Source organism: Curtobacterium sp. VKM Ac-1395 (genome assembly GCF_015350975.1).
Classification (GTDB): Bacteria; Actinomycetota; Actinomycetes; order Actinomycetales; family Microbacteriaceae; genus Curtobacterium.
In genome coordinates, this window is sequence record NZ_JADKRX010000003.1 from 603,833 (window position 1) to 628,495 (window position 24,663).

The 24,663-nt window shown below is 71.9% G+C and carries 26 protein-coding genes; 14 read left to right on the forward strand and 12 right to left on the reverse strand.

Annotated elements, in window-relative coordinates:
- Positions 1 to 32: 32 nt before the first annotated feature.
- Both ITJ68_RS11490 and ITJ68_RS11495 read left to right on the forward strand, forming a co-directional pair.
- Positions 33 to 527 carry a MarR family winged helix-turn-helix transcriptional regulator gene (locus tag ITJ68_RS11490; RefSeq protein ID WP_194661368.1) on the forward strand — a complete coding sequence of 165 codons (495 nt, stop codon included), beginning with the start codon at positions 33 to 35 and terminating at the stop codon, positions 525 to 527.
- Between the two features lie 111 nt (positions 528 to 638).
- Positions 639 to 1,961, forward strand: coding sequence for a D-alanyl-D-alanine carboxypeptidase/D-alanyl-D-alanine-endopeptidase (locus tag ITJ68_RS11495; RefSeq protein WP_323743291.1), 1,323 nt, complete (start codon positions 639 to 641; stop codon positions 1,959 to 1,961).
- 50 nt (positions 1,962 to 2,011) lie between these two features.
- Here ITJ68_RS11495 and ITJ68_RS11500 read toward each other — a convergent pair whose 3' ends face one another.
- From ITJ68_RS11500 to ITJ68_RS11535, 8 genes are all read right to left on the reverse strand, one after another.
- Positions 2,012 to 3,883 carry an ABC-F family ATP-binding cassette domain-containing protein gene (locus ITJ68_RS11500; protein ID WP_194661370.1) on the reverse strand — a complete coding sequence of 624 codons (1,872 nt, stop codon included), beginning with the start codon at positions 3,881 to 3,883 and terminating at the stop codon, positions 2,012 to 2,014.
- 210 nt (positions 3,884 to 4,093) lie between these two features.
- Complete coding sequence (locus ITJ68_RS11505) at positions 4,094 to 4,780, reverse strand: hypothetical protein (RefSeq protein WP_194661371.1); 687 nt, start codon at positions 4,778 to 4,780, stop codon at positions 4,094 to 4,096.
- A gap of 7 nt (positions 4,781 to 4,787) precedes the next feature.
- Positions 4,788 to 5,186, reverse strand: a complete 399-nt coding sequence (locus ITJ68_RS11510) for a PLDc N-terminal domain-containing protein (RefSeq protein WP_194661372.1) — start codon at positions 5,184 to 5,186, stop codon at positions 4,788 to 4,790.
- Positions 5,187 to 5,350: 164 nt separating this feature from the next.
- Positions 5,351 to 5,938 carry a hypothetical protein gene (locus ITJ68_RS11515; RefSeq protein WP_194661373.1) on the reverse strand — a complete coding sequence of 196 codons (588 nt, stop codon included), beginning with the start codon at positions 5,936 to 5,938 and terminating at the stop codon, positions 5,351 to 5,353.
- Entirely contained in the window at positions 5,935 to 6,378 is a 444-nt protein-coding gene (locus ITJ68_RS11520; RefSeq protein ID WP_194661374.1) for a molybdenum cofactor biosynthesis protein MoaE, read from the reverse strand. Before ITJ68_RS11520 ends, ITJ68_RS11515 begins: the two co-directional genes overlap by 4 nt.
- The gene (locus tag ITJ68_RS11525; protein ID WP_194661375.1) at positions 6,375 to 6,881 is read right to left on the reverse strand and encodes a MogA/MoaB family molybdenum cofactor biosynthesis protein; all 507 of its coding nucleotides are present in this window, start codon (positions 6,879 to 6,881) and stop codon (positions 6,375 to 6,377) included. The genes ITJ68_RS11520 and ITJ68_RS11525 overlap by 4 nt, the downstream gene beginning before the upstream one ends.
- Positions 6,878 to 7,381 (reverse strand): cyclic pyranopterin monophosphate synthase MoaC, encoded by a 504-nt coding sequence (gene moaC / locus ITJ68_RS11530; RefSeq protein ID WP_194661376.1) that lies wholly within the window; start codon positions 7,379 to 7,381, stop codon positions 6,878 to 6,880. Before moaC ends, ITJ68_RS11525 begins: the two co-directional genes overlap by 4 nt.
- The gene (locus ITJ68_RS11535) at positions 7,378 to 8,652 is read right to left on the reverse strand and encodes a molybdopterin molybdotransferase MoeA (protein WP_323743292.1); all 1,275 of its coding nucleotides are present in this window, start codon (positions 8,650 to 8,652) and stop codon (positions 7,378 to 7,380) included. The genes moaC and ITJ68_RS11535 overlap by 4 nt, the downstream gene beginning before the upstream one ends.
- Positions 8,653 to 8,758: 106 nt before the next feature.
- On the opposite strand from ITJ68_RS11535, the gene ITJ68_RS11540 reads away from it, so the two are divergent.
- From ITJ68_RS11540 to pgm, 7 genes are all read left to right on the forward strand, one after another.
- Entirely contained in the window at positions 8,759 to 9,592 is an 834-nt protein-coding gene (locus ITJ68_RS11540; RefSeq protein ID WP_323743293.1) for an MTAP family purine nucleoside phosphorylase, read from the forward strand.
- Complete coding sequence (locus ITJ68_RS11545) at positions 9,589 to 10,671, forward strand: NAD-dependent epimerase/dehydratase family protein (RefSeq protein WP_194661379.1); 1,083 nt, start codon at positions 9,589 to 9,591, stop codon at positions 10,669 to 10,671. Before ITJ68_RS11540 ends, ITJ68_RS11545 begins: the two co-directional genes overlap by 4 nt.
- 396 nt (positions 10,672 to 11,067) lie before the next feature.
- Positions 11,068 to 11,826, forward strand: coding sequence for a glycosyltransferase family 2 protein (locus ITJ68_RS11550; RefSeq protein WP_323743294.1), 759 nt, complete (start codon positions 11,068 to 11,070; stop codon positions 11,824 to 11,826).
- Positions 11,823 to 12,491 (forward strand): TIGR04282 family arsenosugar biosynthesis glycosyltransferase, encoded by a 669-nt coding sequence (locus ITJ68_RS11555; RefSeq protein ID WP_194661380.1) that lies wholly within the window; start codon positions 11,823 to 11,825, stop codon positions 12,489 to 12,491. The genes ITJ68_RS11550 and ITJ68_RS11555 overlap by 4 nt, the downstream gene beginning before the upstream one ends.
- A complete protein-coding gene (locus ITJ68_RS11560) occupies positions 12,488 to 13,156 on the forward strand; it encodes a class I SAM-dependent methyltransferase (protein WP_194661381.1) in 669 nt (222 codons plus the stop codon). The genes ITJ68_RS11555 and ITJ68_RS11560 overlap by 4 nt, the downstream gene beginning before the upstream one ends.
- Positions 13,157 to 13,281: 125 nt before the next feature.
- On the forward strand, positions 13,282 to 13,527 hold the full coding sequence (locus ITJ68_RS11565) for a hypothetical protein (RefSeq protein ID WP_194661382.1): 246 nt from the start codon (positions 13,282 to 13,284) through the stop codon (positions 13,525 to 13,527).
- A gap of 46 nt (positions 13,528 to 13,573) precedes the next feature.
- Positions 13,574 to 15,193, forward strand: coding sequence for a phosphoglucomutase (alpha-D-glucose-1,6-bisphosphate-dependent) (gene pgm, locus ITJ68_RS11570; protein ID WP_194661383.1), 1,620 nt, complete (start codon positions 13,574 to 13,576; stop codon positions 15,191 to 15,193).
- A gap of 24 nt (positions 15,194 to 15,217) precedes the next feature.
- On the opposite strand, the gene ITJ68_RS11575 is transcribed toward pgm, so the two are convergent.
- Positions 15,218 to 16,495, reverse strand: a complete 1,278-nt coding sequence (locus tag ITJ68_RS11575) for a glycoside hydrolase family 125 protein (RefSeq protein ID WP_194661384.1) — start codon at positions 16,493 to 16,495, stop codon at positions 15,218 to 15,220.
- Between the two features lie 204 nt (positions 16,496 to 16,699).
- Here ITJ68_RS11575 and ITJ68_RS11580 point away from each other — a divergent pair, with 204 nt between their 5' ends.
- Together ITJ68_RS11580 and ITJ68_RS11585 are read left to right on the forward strand one after the other, a co-directional pair.
- A complete protein-coding gene (locus ITJ68_RS11580; protein ID WP_194661385.1) occupies positions 16,700 to 19,165 on the forward strand; it encodes a DHA2 family efflux MFS transporter permease subunit in 2,466 nt (821 codons plus the stop codon).
- Between the two features lie 130 nt (positions 19,166 to 19,295).
- A complete protein-coding gene (locus ITJ68_RS11585; protein ID WP_071274653.1) occupies positions 19,296 to 19,580 on the forward strand; it encodes a GNAT family N-acetyltransferase in 285 nt (94 codons plus the stop codon).
- Between the two features lie 106 nt (positions 19,581 to 19,686).
- On the opposite strand, the gene ITJ68_RS11590 is transcribed toward ITJ68_RS11585, so the two are convergent.
- The 3 genes from ITJ68_RS11590 to ITJ68_RS11600 all read right to left on the reverse strand — a co-directional run bounded on the left by ITJ68_RS11590 (position 19,687) and on the right by ITJ68_RS11600 (position 22,080).
- Positions 19,687 to 20,016 (reverse strand): hypothetical protein, encoded by a 330-nt coding sequence (locus tag ITJ68_RS11590; RefSeq protein WP_194661386.1) that lies wholly within the window; start codon positions 20,014 to 20,016, stop codon positions 19,687 to 19,689.
- A gap of 99 nt (positions 20,017 to 20,115) precedes the next feature.
- Positions 20,116 to 21,165: a lipoate--protein ligase family protein gene (locus tag ITJ68_RS11595; protein ID WP_194661387.1), complete on the reverse strand. Its 1,050-nt coding sequence runs from the start codon at positions 21,163 to 21,165 to the stop codon at positions 20,116 to 20,118.
- 48 nt (positions 21,166 to 21,213) lie between these two features.
- A complete protein-coding gene (locus ITJ68_RS11600) occupies positions 21,214 to 22,080 on the reverse strand; it encodes an alpha/beta hydrolase (protein WP_194661388.1) in 867 nt (288 codons plus the stop codon).
- A 79-nt stretch (positions 22,081 to 22,159) separates the two neighbouring features.
- Here ITJ68_RS11600 and ITJ68_RS11605 point away from each other — a divergent pair, with 79 nt between their 5' ends.
- The 3 genes from ITJ68_RS11605 to ITJ68_RS11615 all read left to right on the forward strand — a co-directional run bounded on the left by ITJ68_RS11605 (position 22,160) and on the right by ITJ68_RS11615 (position 24,607).
- Entirely contained in the window at positions 22,160 to 23,302 is a 1,143-nt protein-coding gene (locus ITJ68_RS11605) for an inorganic phosphate transporter (protein WP_194661389.1), read from the forward strand.
- Between the two features lie 11 nt (positions 23,303 to 23,313).
- Complete coding sequence (locus ITJ68_RS11610) at positions 23,314 to 23,583, forward strand: hypothetical protein (protein ID WP_194661390.1); 270 nt, start codon at positions 23,314 to 23,316, stop codon at positions 23,581 to 23,583.
- Between the two features lie 94 nt (positions 23,584 to 23,677).
- The gene (locus ITJ68_RS11615; RefSeq protein WP_194661391.1) at positions 23,678 to 24,607 is read left to right on the forward strand and encodes an acetamidase/formamidase family protein; all 930 of its coding nucleotides are present in this window, start codon (positions 23,678 to 23,680) and stop codon (positions 24,605 to 24,607) included.
- Positions 24,608 to 24,663: the final 56 nt, after the last annotated feature.

Genomic DNA, 24,663 nt, shown 5'->3' on the forward strand with positions numbered 1-24,663 from the left:
CCGTGCGCAGCCCGACCGGCCATGATGGACGGATGCCGGACCAGGACGAAGTCGATCGGATCGTCGCGGCCTGGGGACGGCAGCGGGACGACCTCGACTTCGCGCCGCTGCAGGTGCTCTCCCGTGTGGACCGGCTCGCGCGACACCTCGACCGGGCACGGCGGGCGGCGTTCGACGCGAGCGGCATGGAGCCGTGGGAGTTCGACGTGCTGTCGGCACTCCGGCGCGCGGGTGACCCGTTCGAGCTCAGCCCGAAGACCCTGCTGCAGCAGACCCTGGTGTCGAGCGGCACGATGACGAATCGGGTAGACCGGCTCACGGCGCGCGGGCTCGTCGCTCGCCGGACCGACCCGAAGGACGGCCGCGGCATCCTCGTGTCCCTGACCGACGCTGGTCGGACGGCCGTGGACTCCGCGATCGCGGACCTGCTGCAGGCCGAGCGGGACATCCTGACCGTGGTGTCCGGCGGCGAACAGGACCAGCTCGCGGGACTGCTCCGTCGGCTGATCCTCGGCCTCGGCGACTGACGAGCCCCCGGCCCGACGCCATCGCGCTTCGTCCGATCGGACCAACGAGCAGCCCTCCTTTCAGCCGACCGGGCGATGCCCAGGGAGTCCGCCCGACCGGACGATGGACGAGTGACCAGCCCCCGCTCCTTCCTCCGCCGCTACCCGTACGTCGTCGCCCTCGTCGCGGTGCTCGTCCTCGTCCTCGGCGGCCTGACCGTGGCGGTGACCGCGATCAGCACGGCCCCGGGTCGAGCGTCTGCCGCTGAACAGCGCTGCACCGCGGATGACCTCGCCGGCCGATGGTCCTCCGGTCAGCTGCATCTCGACGCCCGATCGGTCCGCACCGGGGCGACGGTGCTCGCCGTGCGCGGGGACGAGCCGACGCAGACCGGCAGCACGATGAAGCTCGTCACGGCCTCGGCAGCGTTGACGGCCCTCGGCGCGGACCACCGCTTCACCACCCGGGTGGTCAGCGGGGCATCCCCCGACGCCGTCGTCCTGGTCGGTGGCGGGGACCCGACACTCAGCCGACTGCCCTCCGGTCAGGACGGCGTCTACCCGGGCGCCCCGCACCTCGACGACCTGGCACGGCAGGTCCGCGCGGCGCACCCCGGCCCGATCCGGCTCGTGCAGGTCGACACGGCCCTGTTCGACGGACCCGCGTGGCACCCGAGCTGGACGGAGAGCGCCCGCACGAGCGGCAGCGTCTCGAACATCACCGCGCTCATGGTCGACGGCGACCGGGACGACCCGACCGAGGCCTACTCACTCCGGAGCGACACCGCGGTCGCACGGGCGGCGACGTCCTTCGCGGCGCTGCTCGGCCCCGACGTGCGGGTCGAGACCGCTTCCGTCGCGGTGCCGAAGGCGGCGACGACGCTCGGGTCCGTCCGGTCGGCGACGGTGTCGGAGCTCGTCGGGACGTTGCTCACCCACTCGGACGACACGCTCGCCGAGGTCCTCGCCCGGCACGTCGCCGTCGCCGAGGGCACCGGTCGCTCGTTCGACGCGATCCAGGCCGGCACGACCTCTGCGCTCCGGCACGCCGGCGTCCCGACGAGCGGTCTGCGCCTGGTCGACGGCTCCGGGCTCAGCGGGGACAACCGCGTGCCGGCGTCGTTCCTCACGCAGCTGATGCGGGTCGTGGTGCAGCACCGGGACGGCCTCGCGCCGGTCGACGCCGGCCTGGCGGTCGCGGGGAAGACCGGCACGCTCGCGGAACACGGGCGCTTCACCGGCCCCGCGAGTGACGCCCGGGGGCACGTCCGCGGCAAGACCGGCACCCTCGACGACATGTTCGGGCTGACCGGGGTCACGGACGAGGTCGGGGGTGACCGCATCGTCTTCACGGTCTTCGCCGAGGGCACCGGTGACGCCGAGGCACGTCAGGAGATCGACCGGCTGGCCGCCTCCCTGTGGCGCTGCGGCGGCGATGCCCCGGCTCTCCACTGAGCACGCGCACGACCGCCCGAAGACGCACGACGACGCACGAGCAGGACCCGCTACACCCCGAGCTGCTCCGCGATCTCGAGCCAGCGTTCCTCGAGCTGCTCGATCTCGGCCTCGAGCGCGCCGAGCTTCGCCTGCAGCTCCCCCAGCCCGGCGTAGTCCGACTGGTCGTGCGCCGCGAACAGGTCGAGCATGGTCTGCCGGTCAACCCCCAACCGGGCGATCCTGCGGTCGAGCGCCGACATCTCCTTCTCCACCGTCCGTCGCTCCGACCCCGACAACCCGGACGCAGCAGCAGCGGACCCGGCCCCGTGCCCTGCACCCGACCCCGAGGCGGCGGCGCCGGACCCCGACCCGGCCGTGTCGGGCCTCCCGGCCGTGGCGGCGGCAGCCGCAGACGCGGTCCCACCACCGGTGCCGGCCGCGCGCAGCCGCATGTACTCGTCGACGCCGCCCGGCAGGTGCCGGAGGTGACCGCCGAGGACGGCGTACTGCTGGTCGGTGACCCGCTCGAGCAGGTACCGGTCGTGCGAGACGACGAGCAGGGTGCCGGGCCAGGTGTCGAGGAGGTCCTCCATCGCGGCGAGCATGTCCGTGTCGAGGTCGTTCGTCGGCTCGTCGAGGATGAGCAGGTTCGGCTCGTCGAGCAGGATGAGCATGAGCTGCAGGCGGCGCTTCTGCCCACCGGACAGGTCCTTCACCGGGGTGGAGAGCTGCTCGGCCGTGAAGCCCAGGCGCTCCAGGAGCTGCGACGGGGTCATCTCCTTGCCGTCGGCGACGTAGCTGGTCTTCTTGCGGGCGACGACCTCGCGGACGCGGTCGTTCGCGAACTGCGCCAGGTCCGCGAGCTGCTGGTCGAGCACCGCCACCTGGACGGTCTTGCCGGTCTTCACCCGGCCCGCGGTCGGCTGGAGGCGCCCCGCGATGAGCGCGAGCAGCGTCGACTTGCCCGCACCGTTCGGCCCCAGGATCCCGGTCCGCTCACCCGGGGCGATGCGCCACTCGATGCTGCGGATGGTCGGCTCGTCGGCGCCCGGGAAGGTCAGGCCGACGTCGAGCAGGTCCACGACGTCCTTGCCGAGTCGCGCCGTCGCGGTCTTCGCCAGCGCGACGCCGTCGCGGATCGGCGGGATGTCGTCGATCAGGGCGTTCGCCGCGTCGATGCGGAACTTCGGCTTGCTCGTGCGGGCCGGCGCACCGCGGCGCAGCCATGCGAGCTCCTTGCGCGCCAGGTTCTGCCGACGCTGCTCGCTCGTGGCCGCCTGCCGGTCACGCTCGACGCGCTGCAGGATGTAGGCCGCGTAGCCACCCTCGAAGGGCTCGACGATGCCGTCGTGGACCTCCCACGTGTCGGTCGACACCGCGTCGAGGAACCACCGGTCGTGCGTCACGACGACGAGGCCGCCCTGGTTCGCCGGCCAGCGCCGGTTGATGTGCTCCGCCAGCCACTGGATGCCCTCGACGTCCAGGTGGTTGGTCGGTTCGTCGAGGAACAGCACGTCCCAGTCGCCGACCAGCAGCCGGGCGAGCGCCACCCGCCGACGCTGTCCACCCGACAGGTCGTCGACCGTGACGTCCCACGGGATGTCCGACACGAGTCCGCCGATCACGTCGCGGATCTTCGGGTCGCCCGCCCACTCGTGCTCCGCGCGGTCGCCGACGACCACGCTGCCGACGGTCTCGCCCGAAGGCAGCTCGTCGCGCTGGTCGAGCGAGCCCACGGTCACCCCACGGCGGTGCGTCACACGGCCGGTGTCCGGGTCGAGGCGCTTCGACAGCAGGCTCAGGAGCGTCGACTTGCCGTCGCCGTTCCGGCCGACCACGCCGATGCGGTCACCCTCGTCGATGCCGATGGTGACGCTGTCGAAGACGGTACGGGTGGGGAACTCGAGATGCAGGTTCTCGGCGCCGAGGAGATGTGCCACCCGTCAAGGGTAGGTGGTGCAGGGGCGGGGTCGGCGCGAGGGCGGGGTCGGTCTGCGCGGACTCCGGCTTGTGCGGGCTGCGGCTGGTGCGAGGTTGCCCACACCGTGCGAGGTCGTGCCCCCGCACGGGGCGACCAAGCTCGCACCGGGCGACTGTGCGCGCACCGTGCGGCCCACACGTGGTCCTGCCCGCCAGCCGGGAGGCTCGGCTCAGCTCCCCGACGCCGGCTCGCCTCCGTCTCGCGGGTGCGCTGCGAGGAAGGCGCGCAGACGGCGACGCTGACGGACGGCTGAGGCCACTCCGACCACCCAGAGGACCGCGAGGCCGAGATGGACGGCCCCGGTCCACTCCCCCCAGCCCACGGCCACCTGCCCGATCGAGAAGGGCAGCAGTCCGCTGATGAGAAAGAGCGTCCATCCGGTCTGGCTGATGCGCGTCACGGCGAGACGACGGAGGCTCGACCTGCGGGCCGGGTCCTCCTGCGCGCGGCCACGGACCACGTCGTTGATCGCCCGTCGTTGCGCTCGAGGCAGCTCCTGGGTCGGCTCCCGCCACGACCAACGGGTGCCACCGCGCCGGATGAGCACGACGACGCCGACCGCCCAGACCACCACCGCGACGACGAATGCAGCGATGCCGATGACCCCTCGAACGGTCGACACCGAGGTGGTCGCGGACCGATCGACGTCGCCCGGCAAGACCGTCGCGGTCACCCATCCGGCGGCGAGGCCCAGGATCACGAGGGCGACGGTAGCCCAGAGCAAGAGACGGACTCGACCACGATCTGGCCGTCGGGGCTCACCGTCCTCGGTGAGGTTGCCGTCGAGGCGGCGGTCGATCGCGTCCCACTGCTCGTCGCTGACGATGTCGGTGGCGTAGGTGGTCTCGGTGGTCATGGGCAGGTCAGAGCGACGAGGCGGTGTCGCCCTCGCCCGCAGCTTCCTTCGCGCGCTTGAGCCGGGCCTTGGCCTCCCAGAACTCGATCTCGCGGTCGAGTTCGGCGAGCTCCTGCTCGGTCGTCGTCACGCGGCGGTCGCCGTGCGCTGCTCGTGCGTGCCCGAGGGTGGGGTGTCGGTCCTCGTGGCGGTTCGGCTCGATGTACCGGCCGTGGTTGCGGGGACCGGGAGCCCAGTCGTGTCCGATCGCGAACCACACGACGCTGCCGACGACGGGCACCAGCACGACGAGGATGACCCACGCGATCTTCGGCAGCCCGCGGATCTGGTCGTCCGTCTTCGTGAGGATGTCGATCAGTGCGAACACCAACAGCACGATGGTGACCCCGGACAACAGCACGCTCATGACGTCGAATCCTATGGATCAGCGGTGAACGACGCCACGCTCCCCTTCGCGGGGTGCGGTTCCCCGCGGCGAGCCCTGCGGAGTTCTCAGGAACGCAGGCCCCGGCGGCGGAGGTAGCGCTCGGCGAGCCGGAGATCCCGCCATGCCACCAGCAGCAGCACGAATCACAGGACCGTCACCCCGGCCCAGACCGGCCACAGGCCGCCCATGCCGACCATGCCGACCGTGCTGCTCGCGAACGCCATGGTGACCCCAGCCTGGAACCGGACGTCTCGTCCCTCGGCTCGCAGGATCGCGACCGCGTCGACCACCGTCACGCGGTCGTCAGGCGCTTCGGCGCGGCCGTTGACGGCTCGGTGGACGGCCTGCCGCTCACGTGGTGTGAGCGGCGCCACGACGACGTCGGCATCGACGGGGGCAGCACGGTGGCTCCGTCGAAGGGCCAGGACACGGGCCAGCCGAACGGCGCCGACCACCACGGCGAGGAGCAGGAAGACGACGGCCATCAGCATCCGAGTGGCAGCGGGAACCGGCAGGGCGAGCGTCACCCCGACCAGCCCGAGCACGGCCGTCGTGGCCAGGACCACGGCGCTCGCTGCTCGGAGTCGATCCCGGCCGAGCGGGAGCGCCAGGACCTGGTCCGCGAGGCCCGCCGCCGCAGCCCAGCGCGCGGTCGCGGCTTCCACGGCGTCGGTGTTCGTCTGTGCGCCGGGGACCCCGTGTTCGGCGGTCGCTCCGTGATCGACGGTCACAGGGACGCGACCCACTCGTCGGAACCGTCGGCGAACCGCTGGTGCTTCCAGATCGGGGTGCGCTCCTTCACCACGTCGATGAGCGCGGCGCAGGCGGTGAAGGCGTCCGCCCGGTGTGATGACGACACGGCCGCGGCGAGTGCGATGTCCCCGACGACGAGCGCCCCCACGCGGTGCAGGACCGCGACGCGCACCCCGGGGTGGTCGGCGGCGATCGTCCGGGCGACCTCGGCGATGACGCTGCCGGCGCTCGGGTGCTGTTCGTAGTTGAGTGCGGTGACGCCCTTGCCGCCGTCGTGGTCACGCACCACGCCAGCGAAGGTCACGACGGCGCCGTCCTGGTCCGTGGCGACGACCGCGGCGACCTCGTCCACGGAGATCACCCGGTCGACGACGTCGGCGACGACCACGCGGTCGGCAGCACCATCGCCCGCGGTCACGACGCGCTCCGGGGGGCGTGACCCTCGCCGTGCAGCTGGGCGAGGAGGTGGTCGAGGAGTCCGTCGAGGACGTCGAGCCCGTCGGACATCCCACCGCGGGACCCGGGCAGCGTGATGACGAACGCGCCGCCCGCGATGCCGGCGACCCCGCGACTCAGCAGTGCGGTGGGCCCAGCGCCGGCGAGGCCCCGGCGCCGGATCTCCTCGACGATCCCGGGGAGCTGCAGGTCGAGCAGCGGTGCCACGGCCTCGGGCGTGCGGTCGGTGGGCGTGACGCCGGTGCCGCCGGTGGTGATGACCACGCGGGCCTCCGCGAGGAGCTCGCTCGTGACGGTCTCGGCGACCGGACCGCCGTCGGCGACGATGACCGGCTCGGGGACCGCGAAGTCGTGGTCGCGGAGCCAGGCCGCGATGACGGGGCCCGTGCGGTCGAGGGCGGGGTCGGCCGCTGCCTGGGTGGACACGACGACGACCGCGGCTCGGCCTCTGCTGAGCAGGTTCATCGTGCGCTCCAGTCCCCGGACCGGCCGCCGTGCTTCTCGAGCACGCGGACGTCCGTGATCGTGGCGGTGCGGTCGACCGCCTTGACCATGTCGTACACCGTGAGGGCGCCGACGCTCGCGCCCGTCAGGGCCTCCATCTCGACGCCGGTGCGCGACGTGGTGCGGACGGAGACCTCGACGACCACGCGGTCACCGGCGCCGGTGATGTCGACCTGGACGCCGGCGATGGGAAGCGGATGGCACAGCGGGATGAGGTCCGAGGTCTTCTTCACCGCCATGATCGCCGCGATCCGGGCGGTGCCGATGACCTCGCCCTTGGGCAACGAGCCGTCGAGGATGCGCTCGACGACGTCCGGACGGGTGACGAGCGTCGCCGTGGCCGTGGCCGAGCGGTCGGTGACGTCCTTCGCGGAGACGTCGACCATGTGGGCGCTGCCGTCCGCACGGACGTGGGACAGGTCGTCGGACGCCGCCCTGGAGGCGGTGGTGTCGTCGGTCATCGGAGGCTCCAGACGGTCAGGTGGTCGCCGGGTTCCACGGCCGCGGTGCCGACGGGCACGTGCACCAGGTGGGTGGCGTCGGCGTAGTGGGCGAGGAGGTGCGAGGACGGACCGCCGACGAAGTGCACGGCGCCGTCCTGGACGCGGCCGCGCCGGACCTGGTGCTTGCCCTCCGGCGACACGGCGGCTTCCGCCGCCGGCAGCACCTGTGACGTCCGCGACTCGGGCATCCGGGCGGCGCGGGCGAGCAGCGGGCGGAGGAAGACCTCGAACGAGACCAGCGCCGACACCGGGTTGCCCGGGAAGGAGACGACCGGCACGGGCCGCCCGGCGATCGACACGGTGCCGGAGGCCTGCGGACCACCCGGTTGCATCGCCACCGGGGTCACGGCGAGACCGCGGGGCTCGAGCGCCTGGCGGACGACCTCGTACGCCCCGGCACTGATCCCGCCGGTCGTGAGCACGAGGTCCGCCCAGTCCCCCACGGCGGCGTCGAGTGCGGCGAGGAAGCGCGGTTCGTCGTCGGGCACGCGCGCGATCCGGGACTCGACCCCGACCTCGGCGAGCGCCGCCCGCAGTGCGATGCCGTTGGCGTCGTTGATGGCGGCACCGGTGTCAGCAGCGTCACCGGCGCCACCAGCATCTGAGAGTCCGGACAACTCGGAGCCGGTCGACACGACGAGCACCCGTGGCCGTCGGACCAGCTCGACCCGCGCGACGCCAGCAGCGGCGAGCGCCCCGAGCACGGCCGGTGTCAACGCCGCCCCTACCGCGACGACCGGTGCCCCGAGTGCCAGGTCGGACCCGGTGGTGCGCAGGAAGGTCCCCGGAGCCAGATCAGCGGGCACGTCCACGGTGGTCAGGCTCAGCGCCGCGGGGAACGCGCCGGGCTCGGTGGCCTCGACCGGGAACACGGCGTCCGCGCCGTCGGGGATGCGCGCACCGGTCATGATCGGGGCCGCGGTGCCGGGATCGAGCGGCACCGGGACGACGCCGGCCGGGATCGGCTCCACGACGCGCAGCGTCGAGCCGGCGTCGGCGGCGCGGACCGCGAAGCCGTCCATCTGGCTGTTGTCGAACGGTGGGAGCGGCATCGGTGAGCCGACGGCCCGTCCGACCACGCGGTACCCGTGTCCCGCGCCGGTGTCGGCAGCGAGGTCGTCCACGAGCACGGCCTCCAGGCTGTCGTCCCCGACCACGTCTGCCAGCGTGTGCAGCGCGGGTGCGACGAGGGCTTCCAGCTCGCGCTGGTGCTGACCGATCGTTCGCACGGCTGCCTCCGAAGGACTCGATGCAGCCCACGCGGGCTGCCTGTCAGTAGCGTAACCAGCGCGCTCGGCGCACCCCTGACGATCCGGAGGACCTGTGGAGAACGACGTGACCGCGAACATCGGTGTGATCGGAGGCTCCGGCCTCTACGAGCTCTTCGCACCGGGCACCGCAGACGAGATCGACGTCCCGACGCCGTTCGGGGCGACCTCGTCCCCCATCACGGTCGGCACGATGGCGGGGAAGCGCGTCGCCTTCCTGACGCGGCACGGGCGGGAGCACTCCGTCGCGCCGCACCGCATCAACCACCGCGCGAACCTGTGGGCGCTCCGCTCCCTCGGCGTCCGAGCGATCGTGTCGTCGAGCGCCGTCGGCGGCCTGCACCCCGACTACGCACCCGGCACGTTCGTCGTGACCGACCAGCTCATCGACCGCACCTGGGGCCGATCGGACACGTTCTTCGAGGACGCCGTGCAGCACCTCTCCTTCGCCGACCCCTTCGACCCGGTGCTCCGCCGGGCAGCGGTCGACGCGGTCGCGGGCCTCGACGTCCCGTTCCGCCCGACCGGCACGTGCGTCGTCATCCAGGGCCCCCGCTTCTCCACCCGCGCGGAGTCGGTCTGGCTGCGCGAGGCCGGCGGCCACACGATCAACATGACGATGACGCCCGAGGTGCCGCTCGCGGCGGAGCTCGGCATCGGGACCGTGAACCTGTCGTTCGTCACCGACGCCGACGCCGGGTTGGCGCCGACGGAGGACGAGGCCGCAGCAGCGTCGGAGGCCCCGGTCTCGCACGCGATGGTGATGGAGCGGCTCGCCCACGCGAACGAGGTCATCGTCCGCGCCATCGGATCGATCGTCGCCGCGGTCCCCGACGACTACGCACCGCGCGAGCTCGTCCCCGCGGCGGCCAGCGCGAGCATCATGGCGGTCAGCGCGTGAGCCGCCTGCTGGTCACGGGCGGTGCGGGCTTCATCGGTTCCGCGATCGTCCGTCGTGCCCTCGCCGACGGCCACGAGGTGCGCGTGCTCGACTCCCTCCGCACCGACGTGCACGGGGGCGTCGACGGTGGTGTCGCTGCGGTCGCGGCCGACCACCAGGCGCGCGGCGTCGAGTTCATCCAGGGCGACGTGCGCGACCGGGTGGCGCTCGAGGCCGCCCTCGACGGCATCGACGTCGTCTGCCACCAGGCCGCGAAGGTCGGGCTCGGCGTCGACTTCCAGGACGCCCCCGACTACGTCTCGAGCAACGACGCCGGCACCGCGTGCGTCCTGGCAGGGATGGACCGGCTCCACATCCTCCGACTGGTCGTCGCGAGCTCGATGGTCGTCTACGGCGAGGGTGCTTACGCCACCTCGACCGGCTCACCGATGCGACCGCCAGCCCGCCGCCGCGAGGACCTCGACGCCGGGCGCTTCGACCCGATCGGTCCGGATGGGCAGCCGCTCGTCCCCGGGCTGATCGACGAGTCCGCCGCGCTCGACCCGCGGAACGTCTACGCGCAGACGAAGGTCGCGCAGGAGCACCTGGCCTCCTCGTGGGCGCGGGCGACCGGCGGCCGGGCGATCGCGCTCCGCTACCACAACGTCTACGGACCGGGCATGCCGGCGAACACGCCCTACGCGGGGGTCGCATCGCTGTTCCGCAGTGCGATCGCCCGCGGCGAGGCCCCCCGGGTCTTCGAGGACGGCGCCCAGCGTCGCGACTTCGTGCACGTGGACGACGTCGCCGGGGCGAACCTGGCCTCCATCGGCGCGACCGAGACCATGCCTGCCGACTCCTTCCGGGCGTACAACGTGGGGTCGGGCACGGTGCACACGATCGGCGACATGGCCGCGGCGATCGCCGGGACCGCGGGGTTCGAGCCCGTCGTGACCGGGGAGTACCGGCTCGGCGACGTGCGGCACGTCACGGCGTCGTCGGCGCGCATCGCGGACGAACTCGGATGGCGCGCAGAGGTCGACTTCGAGCGCGGGATGCGGGAGTTCGCGGACGCGCCGCTCCGGGCAGCGGTGGGCTGACCGGGCGGTCGACGTCGATCGTCGGTGCTGACCGGTCACGGTCCGGCGCTGCCGAGTGGTCACGGTCCGGCGCTGCCGAGTGGTCCCGACACCCCGTGTGCCGACGGCCGACCGGTCACGAATCGTCGTTCGCCGGGCGCCCAACCGACGGTTCGCGACCGCTCGACGAACCTGAGCGGGGCGTCGCGACCGCTCGACGAACCTGAGCGGGGCGTCGCGACCACTCGGCGCGACCCTCAGGAGCGCCTCCACCTGGGGCACGCACGACCCCGGCCGCTTTGCGCGTCCCCCGGAGACGGGGTGGGGTGGACCGGGCATTCGCAGCCACGATCGGGTTGCCTGGTGTGCATGGCAACGTCGACCAACCGAAACAGCTCCTCGCACCGAATGGTGGGCATGAAGGTCGACGTCATCCTCCCCTGTCTCGACGAGGCCGACGCCTTGCCGTCGGTCATCGGCCGCCTGCCCGAGGGATATCGTGCGATCGTCGTCGACAACGGGTCGACCGATGGTTCCGCTGACATCGCTCGTGCGCTAGGCGCGACGGTCGTCACCGAGTCCCGCCGCGGCTTCGGCTCGGCCTGTGCCGCCGGGGTCGCTGCCGCCACCGCCGACTTCGTCGCCTTCTGCGACGCCGACGCCTCCATGGACCCCGCCGAACTCCCGCCGCTCGTCGACCGCGTCGCCTCCGGCCGCGTCGACCTGGCACTCGGCCGCCGCGTCCCGACCACCCGTGGCGCCTGGGCCCCACACGCCCGCTTCGCCAACCGCGTCCTCGCCGTGCTCATGCGCCGCGCGACCGGCTACCGCCTCCGCGACCTCGGCCCGATGCGCGTCATGCGCCGTGAGGACCTCGTCGCCCTCGACCTGCAGGACCGCCGCAGCGGCTACCCGCTCGAGATGGTCCTGGCCGCGCACGCCGCGGGCTGGCTCGTCGACGAGTCCGACATCGGCTACGCCCAGCGCGTCGGCGACAGCAAGGTCACCGGCACCCTCCGCGGCACCGTCAACGCGGTGAAGGACATGACGCGTCTGCTCCGGAAGTACCGCCGGGAGGCCCGGACCACCACCGTCACGCCGGCTCGTCTCCGGCAGACGGTCGGCTCCTCGGCCCCCAGCACCGACCGCACGCCGGCAGCGGAGGTCCGCTCGTGACCGCCGACAGCACGACACCGGTCCCGCTGACCGTCGTCGTCATCGCGAAGGAATGCCTGCCCGGCAAGGTCAAGACCCGCCTGACCCCGGCGCTCTCCCCCGAGGCCGCTGCCCGGGTCGCCGCCGCCAGCCTCGACGACACGCTCAGGACCGTCAGCGCCCTGCCCGTCGAGCGGCGCGTGCTGTTCTTCGACGGCGCCGTGGTGCCCGACGCGGCCGCGGGCTTCGACGTGCTCCCCCAGCCCGGCGGTGGGCTCGACGATCGCCTCGGGCTCCTCTTCGACACGATGACCGGTCCGACCCTCCTCGTCGGCATGGACACCCCGCAGCTCTCCGCCGCCGACCTCGCCCCGGTCCTCGACGCCCCTGACCGCGACGCCTGGTTCGGCCCAGCGGAGGACGGCGGCTTCTGGTCCCTGTCCCTCGGACGGCCCGACGGCGCACTCCTCCGTGGCGTGCCGATGTCCCAGGACGACACCGGTGCCGTCCAGCTCGCACGCCTCACCGACGCCGGTCTCGACGTCGGCACCCTCACCACCCTGCTCGACGTGGACACGGTCCCGGACGCCCAGCGCGTCGCCGACCTCGCCCCCACGTCCGCGTTCGCCACGGCCCTGCACGCCGAACCGGTGGACGCCTCCGTCACGACTGGAGCCCTCCGATGAGCGACACCACCCAGACCGCGGTCACCTTCGGCACCGGCGGCGACGAGCCCTACGCCCGCGCGCTCCGCACCGACGGCCGCCTGCGACTCACCGACCTCGGCCGCCCGGACGCCGACGTCACCATGGACGTCGGCCGCTGGAACGCCGCGGCGGACCGGGTCGACCGCTCCCTGCTCGAGGACGTCGACGGCCCCGTGATCGACATCGGCTGCGGCCCCGGGCGGATGCTCGTCGCCGCGATGGCGCTCGGGATCCCGGCGCTCGGCGTCGACGTGTCCCCCGAGGCCGTGGCGATCGCGACCCGCTCCGGCGGCCGCGCCGTCCAGGGCTCGGTCTTCGACACCGTGCCGGACGAGGGGCGCTGGGACACCGCGCTCGTCCTCGACGGCAACATCGGCATCGGCGGGGACCCCGTCGCCCTGCTCGCACGCTGTCGGGACATCGTCCGCGTCGGCGGCCGTGTGGTCGTCGAGACGCACACCGACCGCACCGCCGACCGGACCTACCTGGCGCGCGTCGTCGACACCGACGGCCACGCCAGCGCCGAGTTCCCCTGGGCCGAGGTCGGCCTCGACGCCGTGCGCCGGCACGCGGCCGACGTCGGGCTCGTCGCCCGGTCGAGCTGGACCGCGGCCGGCCGGAGCTTCTGCGAGCTCGTGGCCTGATCACCCTCGCGGCGCGTTGTTTTGCACAGTGCAAGACAACGCGCTACGGTGGTGGTTCCAGTCGACGACGTCGGAGTCGTCGCACCGGTGACTCCTCGCGCGTCGCACCACCCCGAGGAGTCCCCATGACGCAGCACACCTCCCCGTTCGGCGGCGCCTTCGTGTCCGGCACCGAGCAGCGCGACGAGCGCGGCACCTTCACGGGCTCGCGCTCGACCGACACCGTCGGCACCTACACGGGCGTCCCGGTCACCGGGCGTCTCGGACGCTTCGTCGACGTGCAGTCCGTCCGCCCGGGCACCGCCACCGCCGCGAACCGGACCGTCACCGGTTCGTTCCGCACCGCGACCGGGTCGTTCCGCACCGCCTGAGGCCCGTCCCTGAGCGTGTCCACGCGGACGATGCCAGGATGGGCGCATGAACGACCGCGCCGGCACCCCCGCGACCGCAGACGACCTCGTCGACCTCGACGAACTCGTCTCCGCTTACTACAACCGTGTCCCGGACGTGTCCGTGCCCGAGCAGAAGGTGGTGTTCGGCACGTCCGGGCATCGTGGCTCCTCGCTCGACACCGCGTTCAACGACACCCACATCGCCGCCATCACGCAGGCGATCGTGGAGTACCGGCGCTCCCAGGGCACCGACGGCCCGCTCTTCATCGGCCGTGACACCCACGCCCTCTCCGGGCCCGCCGAGCGCACGGCGCTCGAGGTCCTCGCCGCGAACGACGTGCACGTGCTCGCCGACAGCGACAACGGCTACGTGCCCACCCCCGCGCTGAGCCACGCGATCATCCGCTACAACCGCGCGGGCAACACCGACACGGCGGACGGCATCGTCATCACGCCGAGCCACAACCCGCCCCGCGACGGCGGCTTCAAGTACAACCCCCCGCACGGCGGCCCCGCGGACAGCGATGCCACCTCGTGGATCGCGAACCGCGCGAACGCGATCATCGAGGGCGGCAACGCCGACGTGCAGCGGAGCGAGCACGCGACGCCCGACCGCTACGACTTCCTGCACACCTACGTCGCCGACCTCGAGAACATCATCGACATCGACGCCATCAAGCGCGCCGGTGTGAAGATCGGCGCCGACCCGCTCGGTGGGGCCTCGCTGCCGTACTGGAACGCGATCCGCGACCACTACGGCCTCGACCTGACCGTCGTGAACCCGGACGTCGACCCGACCTGGTCCTTCATGACGCTCGACTGGGACGGCAAGATCCGGATGGACCCGTCGAGCCCCTCCGCGATGGCCTCCGTGCTCGCGCACAAGGACGAGTTCGACGTGCTCACCGGCAACGACGCCGACTCCGACCGCCACGGCATCGTCACGCCCGACGGCGGCCTGATGAACCCGAACCACTACCTCGCCGTGGCGATCGAGTACCTCTACGCGCACCGTCCCCTGTGGCGCGACGACGCCGCCATCGGCAAGACCCTCGTGTCCTCGAGCATCATCGACCGCGTCGCCGAGTCCCTGGGCCGCCGTCTGTGGGAGGTCCCGGTCGGCTTCAAGTGGTTCGTGCCCGGTCTGATCGACGGCTCCGTGGCCTTCGGCGGCGAGGAGTCGGCCGGCGCCTCGTTCCTCCGCACCGACGGCACCGCGTGGACCACCGACAAGGACGGCATCATCCTGGCGCTCCTGGCGTCGGAGATCGTCGCGGTCACCGGCAAGACCCCGTCGCAGCTCTACACCGAGCTCACCGAGCGCTTCGGCGCCCCGGTCTACCAGCGTGTGGACGCCGCGGCCTCGAAGGAGCAGAAGGCCCGCCTGTCGAAGCTCGACGGCGACGCCATCACCGCCGAGACCCTGGCCGGCGACCCGATCACCGCGAAGCTGTCGAAGGCCCCCGGCAACGACGCGGCCGTCGGCGGCGTCAAGGTCGTCACGGACAAGGCGTGGTTCGCCGCCCGCCCGTCCGGCACCGAGGACGTCTACAAGATCTACGCCGAGAGCTTCGTGTCGCAGGAGCACCTCGAGCAGGTCCAGCGCGAGGCCAAGGAGATCGTGGACGCCGCCCTCGGCGCCTAGCGGTCCCCGGTCGGCGGCGGAGGGTCAGTCCTCCGCCGCCACCATCGCCAGTTCGCAGAACATCGCGTCCGCCCACGAGAACCACGGCCGCGAGAACTGTGTCGGGTCGTCGACGTCGAACGACTCGTGCATGTCCCCGGTGCCCGCGTCCGTCGCGACGAGCACGTCGAGGAGCTCGCGGCGCCGCGATGCCGACCCCGACACCAGCCCCTCCACCGCGAGCGCGATCGGCCACACCCGATGCGGCAGCGTGTGTGGGCTGCCGATGCCCGCGGCCACGGACCCCGAGAACCAGAACGGGTTCGCCGCCGAGAGCACGAACGACCTGGTCGCCGCCCACACGGTGTCGTCGATGACCGAGGGCGCCGACAGGGGCAACGACAGCAGCGACGGCGTGTTCGCGTCGTCCATCAGCAGCACCCCGCCGAGCCCGTCGACCTCGTACGCGTAGACGTCCCTGCCGTCCGGCCCCGGGACGACACCGTGGCGCGCGACCCCTGCCGTGATCTCCGTCCGGAGCACGTCGGCCGCGTCGGCGAGTGCCCCGTCGGACCAGGCCGCCCGAGCCAGCTCGGCGACGGCCAGGAGCGCCTGGGCAGCGAACAGGTTCGCCGGGACGTTGTAGCCGTACGTGCAGGCGTCGTCCGACGGTCGGAAGCCGCACCACGTCATGCCGGTCGGACCGACCGGGGTGCCTCGGCCGTCGCGGGCCAGGGTCTCGGTGGGGATCGCTCCCGCACGGACGAACCGGTAGGCGGATGCGTCGTGGTCCTGCTCCGCCCGCCACTGCGCCACGATCGTGCGGAACACCCGGTGGGCGCGCTCGTCGAGGACGTCGGTCGTGCCGGTGCTGCGCCACAGCGCGTGCGCGAAGGTCACCGGGTAGGCCAGGCTGTCGACCTCGTACTTCTGCTCCCACACGAGCGGGTCGGCGTTCAGGTCGTCCTCGTCCCAGTGCATCCCGTTCGGCTCCCGGTTGAAGGAGTTGGCGTACGGGTCGTGGTCGACCAGCCGGAACTGCCGCCGCACGACGGACCACAGCAGGTCGGCGAGCGCCGGGCTCTCCCCGACCAGTCGCAGGTACGGCGTCATCTGCGTCGTGGAGTCACGCAGCCACATCGCGGGGATGTCCCCGGTGATCACGAAGGCCCCGTCGTCGTCGAGGGAGATGGTCTCCCGCAGCGTCCGTGCGAGCGCCCGCTCCACGCGGTCCCCGACGTCGGTGCCGACCGACGCGCGGACGCGGTCGGCGGCGGCGCGGAGCGTGGACAGGATCTCGTCGTCGAGGTGCGTCGTCGTCACCCGACCACCGTAGCGACACCGCGGGCGTAGCCTCGGGCGATCGGGGGCCGTGCGACGACGGACATCGCTGTGCCGCTCCCGTGTGGATCCCTGCCGATCCACTCAGGAAGCCACTCCTGGACGACTGACTGGTTGCGGCAGATGTAACTTTGCAGACAGCGCAATTTTCTGACCACAGCGCCTCGGTACCGGGAGACCCTGCACATGACCCAGACGGCGACCGCCCCCGCGGGAACCACCACGGCGTCCAACGTCGTGATGAACCACCGACAGATCCTGCTCGTGATCTACGGCCTCATGGCCGGCATGTTCCTCGGTGCGCTCGACCAGACGATCGTCGGCACGGCGATCCGCACCATCGGCGACGACCTGCACGGGCTCGACCAGCAGGCCTGGGTGACGACGGCCTACCTGATCGCGTCCACGATCACGACCCCGATCTACGGCAAGCTCTCCGACATCTTCGGACGACGCCCGCTGTTCCTCACTGCGATCGGCATCTTCATCCTCGGCTCCTTCCTGGCGTCGTTCTCGAGCTCGATGCTCATGCTCGCCGGGTTCCGCGCGCTGCAGGGCCTCGGAGCCGGTGGCCTGATGTCGCTCCCGCTCGCGATCATGGGCGACATGCTCGCTCCCCGCGAGCGTGCGAAGTACCAGGGCTACTTCCTCGCCGTGTTCGGCATCTCCAGCGTCATCGGCCCGTTGGTCGGCGGCCTGTTCGCAGGCGCCAACCAGATCCTCTTCGTGTCCGGCTGGCGCTGGGTCTTCCTGATCAACGTGCCGGTCGGCGTCATCGCCCTGTTCATGGTCCTGACGTTCCTGCACCTGCCGAAGTTCGGTGACCGTGGCAAGCCGCGCATCGACTGGTGGGGCGCCACGCTCGTCATCACCACCCTCGTGCCGCTGCTCCTCATCGCCGAGCAGGGCCGCGAGTGGGGCTGGGCCTCCCCCGGCGCCATCGCCTGCTACGCGATCGGTGCGCTGGGGCTGATCGGGTTCATCATCGTCGAGCGCGCGATGGGCGACGACGCGATCCTGCCGCTGAAGCTCTTCGGGTCGCACGTCTTCTCGATGGCCGCGATCCTGTCCGTGCTCGTCGGGTTCGGCATGTTCGGCGCGATGCTGACCATCCCGCTGTACCTGCAGATCGTGAAGGGCGTGACCCCGACCGAGTCCGGCTTCGCGATGCTCCCGATGGTCATCGGTCTGATGATCTCCTCGATCGCGTCCGGCCAGATCGTCTCCCGCACGGGCAAGTACCGCATCTTCCCGGTCACCGGCACCGCGTTCACGGCCGTCGGCTTCACCGTGCTGACCTTCCTCACCGCGGACAGCTCCCTCGTGTTCCTGATGACGGGCATGTTCCTCATCGGGCTCGGCCTCGGCCAGCTCATGCAGACGCTGACCCTCGCCGCGCAGGGGTCGGTCAGCCCGCGGGACATCGGCGTCGCGACCAGTTCCGCGACGTTCTTCCGCCAGATCGGCGGCACGATGGGCACGGCCGTGCTGCTCTCGGTGCTGTTCACGCTCATGCCGACGAACATCACCACGGCCATGCAGAACAAGGCCGACCTGTCGAGTGCGCTGAACGCCGCCCTGACCCCGTCCGTCGCGAACGCCCGTGAGAACAAGGGCGTGATGGACAACATCTGGACCAAGATCGTCGACCCGGTCAAGCAGAACGTGCAGGACGGCCTCGACAAGGGCGCCGTCCAGGCCAAGCAGGCCGCCGACGACGCCGTGACGAAGCAGGTCACCGCCGCCGTGCAGCAGCAGGTCGCCGCGGGCACCGTCCCGGCTGCGGCAGCGCAGTCCGTCATCTCGGAGCAGGTCGCCGCTGCGACGCCTGCTGCCGAGCGCCAGGCACTGCAGACCGCAGCCAGCCGCGCGAACGCCGAGGTCGGCGACGGTGGCACCCTGCAGATCGACTACGCGAACGCCGCCCAGCGGGGGAACGTCGTCGACGAGGTCACCCCGACCCTCATCAAGCAGCTGAAGAACGGCGACTCCGCCGCGAACTCGTCCTCGAGCTCCGCGACGAGCGACACCTCGTTCCTCAACGGTGCCGACAAGCGCCTGACCCGTCCGTTCCTGGTCGGCTTCAGCAACTCGACGGTGACGGTGTACCTCGTCGGGCTCGGCGTGGTCCTCATCGCGTTCGTCCTGACGTGGTTCTTCCGCGTGCCGCCGCTGCGCAAGACCTCGGCGCTGCAGGAACAGGCGGACACCGCCCGTGCCGCGGCTTCCGGTGGTGGCCGGAACGGTGACGGCGACGACGACCGCCTGACGGTCGACGCCCAGCAGGCCGCCGCAGGCTCGGGGGCACTCGTGTCGCCGGACACCGGGTCGATGCACGTGGTCCCGACCTCGCCGGACGTCCCCGCGCAGCCGCGGTCCGCCCGCTCCGTCGACGGCGGCGGCGTCTCGGTGCTGCCCCGACCGAGCGACGCCCGGGCACCCCTGCCCGATGCGCCCACGCACGGCGCCCACTCGGCCGCCGCGCCGGTCGACGAGCCCGCCACCACGACGGGCGCCATCCGGACCCAGCACGCGGCGCACGCCGCCGGGTCGGACGCCGACCGCCCGGTCAGCGGGACCGATGCTGCCCAGCCGGGCACGGCCTCCCGTCCGGACGAAAGCGACCACCACGGCCGTCACTCGGCCGAGTAGCCGCACCGGAGCACGACCCAGAACGACGAAGCCGCTGTCAGACGACAGCGGCTTCGTCGTTCCGCGTCCGCCCTCGCCCGTCTCGACCGCCTCCACCGGGCGTCCGGGATCGCCGCGTAGCCTCGCGCGCATGGCTCTTGACGTCCGCAACGACACCGACCAGCAGCAGTACTCCCTCGTCGAGGACGGCGAGGTCATCGGCTTCGCCGCGTACGAGGCCGACGCCGATGAGATCCGCTTCGTGCACACCGAGGTCGAGCCCGCGCACCGCGGCGGCGGCCATGCGTCCATCCTCGTGCAGCACGCGCTGGACGACGTGCGTTCGGGCTCCTCGCTCCGCGTCGTGCCGCAGTGCAGCTACGTCGCGGCGTGGATCGAACGCCACCCGGACTACCAGGAGCTCACCACACGCTGACGGGCGCCGCGTCCCGTCGCGGGAGCAGCAACCGTCGCCTCGGCAACAGCGACGCGACGTCGTCTGCTCCCTCGGCGCGCGAGCTCACCCGCCCGCGCTCCCTCGCTCAGTACGGGCGGTCGTGCGTCCCGGTGCTGCCGAGGTGCCGTCCGGCCGGGCGCACCGCGGGCACGCGGATCAGCACGATGCCGCTGAGCAGGTCGTGGTCGTCTCCGGCAGGCGTCGGGGCCTCCTTCGGGAGGCGCGACTGCCGTTCGTACTCGGCCTGCGTCTCGTGACGGGTCGGCGCGAAGACCTCGTCCATCATCGATGCGATGCCGCCGGATCCCCCGCTGTTGGTGGCCTTGTTCGACAGGTCGATCCACCCCAGGCGATCGGCGATCCACGTCACGAGGACCGCTGCGGCCATCGCCCCCAGGAGGATCATCCAGTTCACGGCAGTGACGCTACGTGACCGAATGCCGCTCCGGATCAGCCGCGCGGAGGATGTTCGCGATCCGCCATCCTCCGATCGGGCTGACGTCGTGCCCGTGGCTCAGGGAACGCGCTCGAGCCACTCCGCCGTCGCGAACTTCGTCTCCACGAGCTCCCGCGCCTTGGCCCGCTCCTCCTCGGTGACCGCGCCGGGCGTAGCGCTGTACCGCTTCGTGAACGTGGCGATGAGCGAGTCGATGATCTCCGCCCGTGAGAGGCCCGTCTGTGACCGCAGCGGGTCGACGCGCTTGGCGGCGGAGGTGGTCCCCTTGTCGCTCATCTTCTCGCGACCGATGCGCAGGACCTCGACCATCTTCTCGCCGTCCATGTCGTAGCTCATGGTGGCGTGGTGCAGCAGGGCGCCGGTCCCGAGGCGCTTCTGTGCTGCCCCGCCGATCTTGCCCTTGGCGGAGGTGATGTCGTTGAGCGGCTGGTAGAACGCGTCGATGCCGAGGGCCTTCAGCGCCTCGATCACCCACTCGTCCAGGAACGCGTACGAGTCGGCGAACGTCATGCCCTGCACGAGGGCGGTCGGCACGTAGAGCGAGTACGAGATGATCGCGCCGGCGTCCATGAACATCGCGCCGCCGCCGGAGATCCGCCGGACGACCTGCACGCCGTACTTCTCGGCGCCGGCGGGGTCGACCTCGTTCTTCAAGGACTGGAAGCTGCCGATGACGACCGCGGGCTGGTCCCACTCCCAGATGCGCAGGGTGGGACCGCGGCGGCCGGCCCCCACCTCTTCCGTCAGGACCTGATCGAGCGCCAGGTGCTCGTTCGGGCTGATCGGGCCCTCGTGGACGACCTGCCAGTCGTAGTCGTTCCAGGTCGAGGCGCGCGACAGGGCGCGGCGGACGGCGACCCCGACGGACTCGGGGGTGAAGCCGAGCAGCACGGCGTCCTCGGGCAGCGCCGCGCGGACGGCGGCAGCGACACCGGCCGAGTCGGTCGTCGCGGGCAGGCCGTTCACGGCCGCGTCGATCAGCGGGAGCGCATCGTCCGGTTCGAGGAAGAAGTCCCCCGCCAGGCGGAACTCCTGGATGGTGTCGTCGACGACCTCCAGGTCGACGACGACGAGCTTGCCACCTGGGACCTTGTACTCACCATGCACGTCGTCAGCCTAATCCTGCGGTCGCCGCCACAGGCCGGACGGGCGTCGTCAATCCACCACCCGGTCGAGCCACTCGACCAGGTGTCCGATGACCTCGTCCCGGTTCGTCTCGTTGTAGACCTCGTGCCGCGCGCCCTCGTACACCTGGACGGTCACGTCCGACAGCCGTCCGCGCCGTCGGTACGCCTGCGCCAGGCGCTGCACCGACCCCGGGCCGCCGAGCGGGTCGTCGGACCCGACCTGCAGGAGCATCGGCAGGTCGTGCGGGATGCCGCGCCGCGGGACGCCGAGCAGGCGGAGGGTGTCCGCGAGGCCGAACAGCCCGATGACGTCGGCCTCGACCGCGAGCGGGTCGACCCCCATCGCGTCGATGACCGCCCGGTCGCGGGTCAGCCACTCGAACCGGGTCGGCCCGAGTGCCGCATGCCGCTTGTTGAGGTCGCCGCCGTTCATCGAGCCCGGCATCCGGTACGCGGAGCCCGAGAGGACGACGCCCTCGTACGACTCGCTCGACGTGTTCACGATCCGCTGCGCCATGAGCGACCCCCAGGAGTGTCCGAGGAGCACGAGCGGCAGGCCGGGGCTGTCAGCGCGCGCGACGGAGCTCATCTGCTCGACCGCGGCGATCGCGGCGCGGAGCCCGCCCGGTCCTAGTCGTCCGAGCTTCGAGCGGTCGTCCTCCCACTGGAGGATGCCGGTGCGGCCGTGTCCGCGGTGGTCGTTCGCGACGACGGTGTAGCCCGATCGGACGAGGTCCTGCGCGAGCGGCTCGTACCGCAGGGAGTGCTCGCCGACGCCGTGGGCGAGCTGGACGATGCCCTTCGGTCGGCCGGCACGCCAGGTGGAGTAGACGATCTCGACGCCGTGCGCGTCGACGAACGAGGAGTCGCCGCGAGCAGCTGAGAACCTGGGCACGTGAGCATCTTCGCAGATGCTCGAACCTGTTCACCGCCCGTTCACCCGGCCGCGGCGCACCGGGCCTAGCGTCTCGCCCATGGACGTCCTCGTCACCGTCGTACTGGTGATCGTGGTGGCTCTCGTGTTCGACTTCACGAACGGCTTCCACGACACCGCGAACGCCATGGCCACCTCGGTCGCCACGGGAGCCCTCAAGCCCCGCACCGCTGTCATCATCTCCGCCGTCCTCAACCTGGTGGGCGCGTTCCTGTCCACCGAGGTGGCGAAGACCGTCTCGCAGGGCATCATCCGCGAGGGCCAGGACGGCATCCACATCTCCCCCACGATGATCTTCGCCGGGTTGGTCGGCGCTGTGCTCTGGAACCTCGGCACGTGGTACTTCGGCCTGCCGTCGTCCTCCACGCACGCGCTGTTCGGCGGGCTCATCGGCGCCTCGATCATCGGTGCCGGCCTGAACTCGGTCGACTGGGCCACCGTCGTCTCGAAGGTCGTGCTGCCCGCGCTGCTCTCCCCGGTCATCGCCGGGCTGATCGCGCTGGCCGCCACCTACCTGGCGTACACGATCACGAAGAACGCGACGACCCACGGCGCCGCGACCGGCTTCCGGCACGGGCAGACGATCTCGGCCTCGCTGGTGTCGCTCGCGCACGGCACGAACGACGCGCAGAAGACCATGGGCGTCATCACGCTGACCCTCATCGCCGCGAACTACCAGCAGGCGGGCACCGGCCCCGAGATCTGGGTGATCCTGGCCTGCGGCCTGGCGATCGCGCTCGGCACGTACATGGGCGGCTGGCGCATCATGCAGACCGTCGGCAAGAAGATCTCCGACGTGCAGAGCCCCCAGGGATTCGCGGCGGAGACCAGCTCGGCCGCCACGATCCTGGTGTCCTCGCACCTCGGCTTCGCACTCTCCACCACCCACGTCACGAGCGGCTCCGTCATCGGCTCCGGCCTCGGCAAGAAGCTCGCGGACGTGCACTGGGGCGTCGTCGGGCGCATCGTCATCGCCTGGGTGATCACGCTCCCGTCGGCTGCGGTGGTCGGTGGCCTGGCCACCTGGCTGGCCTCGACGTCGACGGTCGGGCTCGTGATCGTCGCGGTCCTGGCCCTCGCCGGCGGACTGACCTTCTACACCCTGGCCCGTCGCAAGCCGATCTCGGCGAGCGACGTCAACGAGGGCACCACGGAGCGCGAGCCCGTGGCTGCCGAGAGCTGAGAGGCACGCTGATGACCATCGACTTCTCCGCCATCGCCACCGTCGCAGGCGTCGGGTTCGTGTCGGCCGTGGGGGTCGTCCTGGTGTACACACTCGGCCTCCGACTGCTCGGGGTCGGTCAACCGGCCGATGCGGGCGGCGAGCGGACGCAGTACCGCGACGAGACGCCTCGGAGCGGGACGACGCCGCCGATCGCCCTCGCCGGCGCCGGGCTCTGCTTCGCGGTGTGCGTCGCCGCGGTCCTCTACGGCATCTGGATGACGATCCCCCAGTTCCACTGACCCGTGCGACGCCGGTGTCTCACGAAGACGCCGGCGTCCCGCGTACACACCCCCGTCTCGCAGCGAGCACACCCCCGCCTGGGATGATCGCCCCGTGACCCATCACCGCCTCGAGGCCTCCCCCACCACCGCCGTCGACGTCTTCACCGCCGAGCGCTCCCCCGTGCTGACGACCACCGCCGGGGACACCGTCACGGTCCACACGCTGAGCGCGGCCGGCTACACCGAACGCCAGCAGGAACCGGGCGTCGACGTCCCGACGCTGATCGACCCGCGCCGGGGCCACTGCCTGGTCGGCCCGATCGCGGTGGAGGGCGCCCGGCCCGGCCAGGTCCTCGCGGTCCACTTCGACGACCTCGTGCCCGATGACTGGGGCTACACCGGCTCGGGTGGCGTCGACACCGAGTTGAACCGGGCACTCGGACTGGCGGACCCGTCCACGCGTGGCCCGCTCCTCTGGGACGTCGACGTCGCAGCGGGCACCGCACACAACCAACTCGGGCTGGGGGTCCGCACCGCGCCGTTCCTCGGGGTCGTCGGCCTGCCACCGGAGCCCACCGGCGAGCACTCCACCATCCCGCCGCGCCCGGTCGGCGGCGGCAACATCGACTGCCGCGAGCTCGTGGCCGGCGCGACGCTGTACCTGCCCGTCACGGTCCCCGAGGCGCTGCTCTTCGTCGGCGACGGCCACGCGGCCCAGGGCGACGGCGAGGTCTCGGGCACCGCGGTCGAGTGCGGCATGACGACGACGATGACACTGTCGCTCCTGGACACCGCACCGGTCGAGGGCATCCACGCCGACACCCCGGCCGGCCGCATCACGTTCGGCTTCGACGCCGACCTGAACGCCGCCACGGCGACCGCGCTCGACCGGATGGTCGACTGGATCGCCGGCACGCACGACATCACCCGCGCCGAGGCACTCGCCATGGCCAGCGTCGCCGTCAGCATGCGCGTCACCCAGGTCGCGAACCGCACCTGGGGCGTGCACGCCCTGCTCCCGCACGACGCGATCCTCACGTAGTCAGCCCCAGCACCGGACTGGAGGCTCGGCGCAGGTTCCCGACGTCGGGAACCTGC

Coding starts and splice junctions, on each gene's coding strand:
- moaC (WP_194661376.1), bottom strand. CDS start 7,381: ATGACCGACGACACCACCGCCTCCAGGGCGGCGTCCGACGACCTGTCC.
- pgm (WP_194661383.1), top strand. CDS start 13,574: ATGAACGACCGCGCCGGCACCCCCGCGACCGCAGACGACCTCGTCGAC.
- ITJ68_RS11585 (WP_071274653.1), top strand. CDS start 19,296: ATGGCTCTTGACGTCCGCAACGACACCGACCAGCAGCAGTACTCCCTC.
- ITJ68_RS11510 (WP_194661372.1), bottom strand. CDS start 5,186: ATGAGCGTGCTGTTGTCCGGGGTCACCATCGTGCTGTTGGTGTTCGCA.
- ITJ68_RS11490 (WP_194661368.1), top strand. CDS start 33: ATGCCGGACCAGGACGAAGTCGATCGGATCGTCGCGGCCTGGGGACGG.
- ITJ68_RS11525 (WP_194661375.1), bottom strand. CDS start 6,881: ATGAACCTGCTCAGCAGAGGCCGAGCCGCGGTCGTCGTCGTGTCCACC.
- ITJ68_RS11560 (WP_194661381.1), top strand. CDS start 12,488: ATGAGCGACACCACCCAGACCGCGGTCACCTTCGGCACCGGCGGCGAC.
- ITJ68_RS11605 (WP_194661389.1), top strand. CDS start 22,160: ATGGACGTCCTCGTCACCGTCGTACTGGTGATCGTGGTGGCTCTCGTG.
- ITJ68_RS11565 (WP_194661382.1), top strand. CDS start 13,282: ATGACGCAGCACACCTCCCCGTTCGGCGGCGCCTTCGTGTCCGGCACC.
- ITJ68_RS11610 (WP_194661390.1), top strand. CDS start 23,314: ATGACCATCGACTTCTCCGCCATCGCCACCGTCGCAGGCGTCGGGTTC.
- ITJ68_RS11550 (WP_323743294.1), top strand. CDS start 11,068: ATGAAGGTCGACGTCATCCTCCCCTGTCTCGACGAGGCCGACGCCTTG.
- ITJ68_RS11580 (WP_194661385.1), top strand. CDS start 16,700: ATGACCCAGACGGCGACCGCCCCCGCGGGAACCACCACGGCGTCCAAC.
- ITJ68_RS11505 (WP_194661371.1), bottom strand. CDS start 4,780: ATGACCACCGAGACCACCTACGCCACCGACATCGTCAGCGACGAGCAG.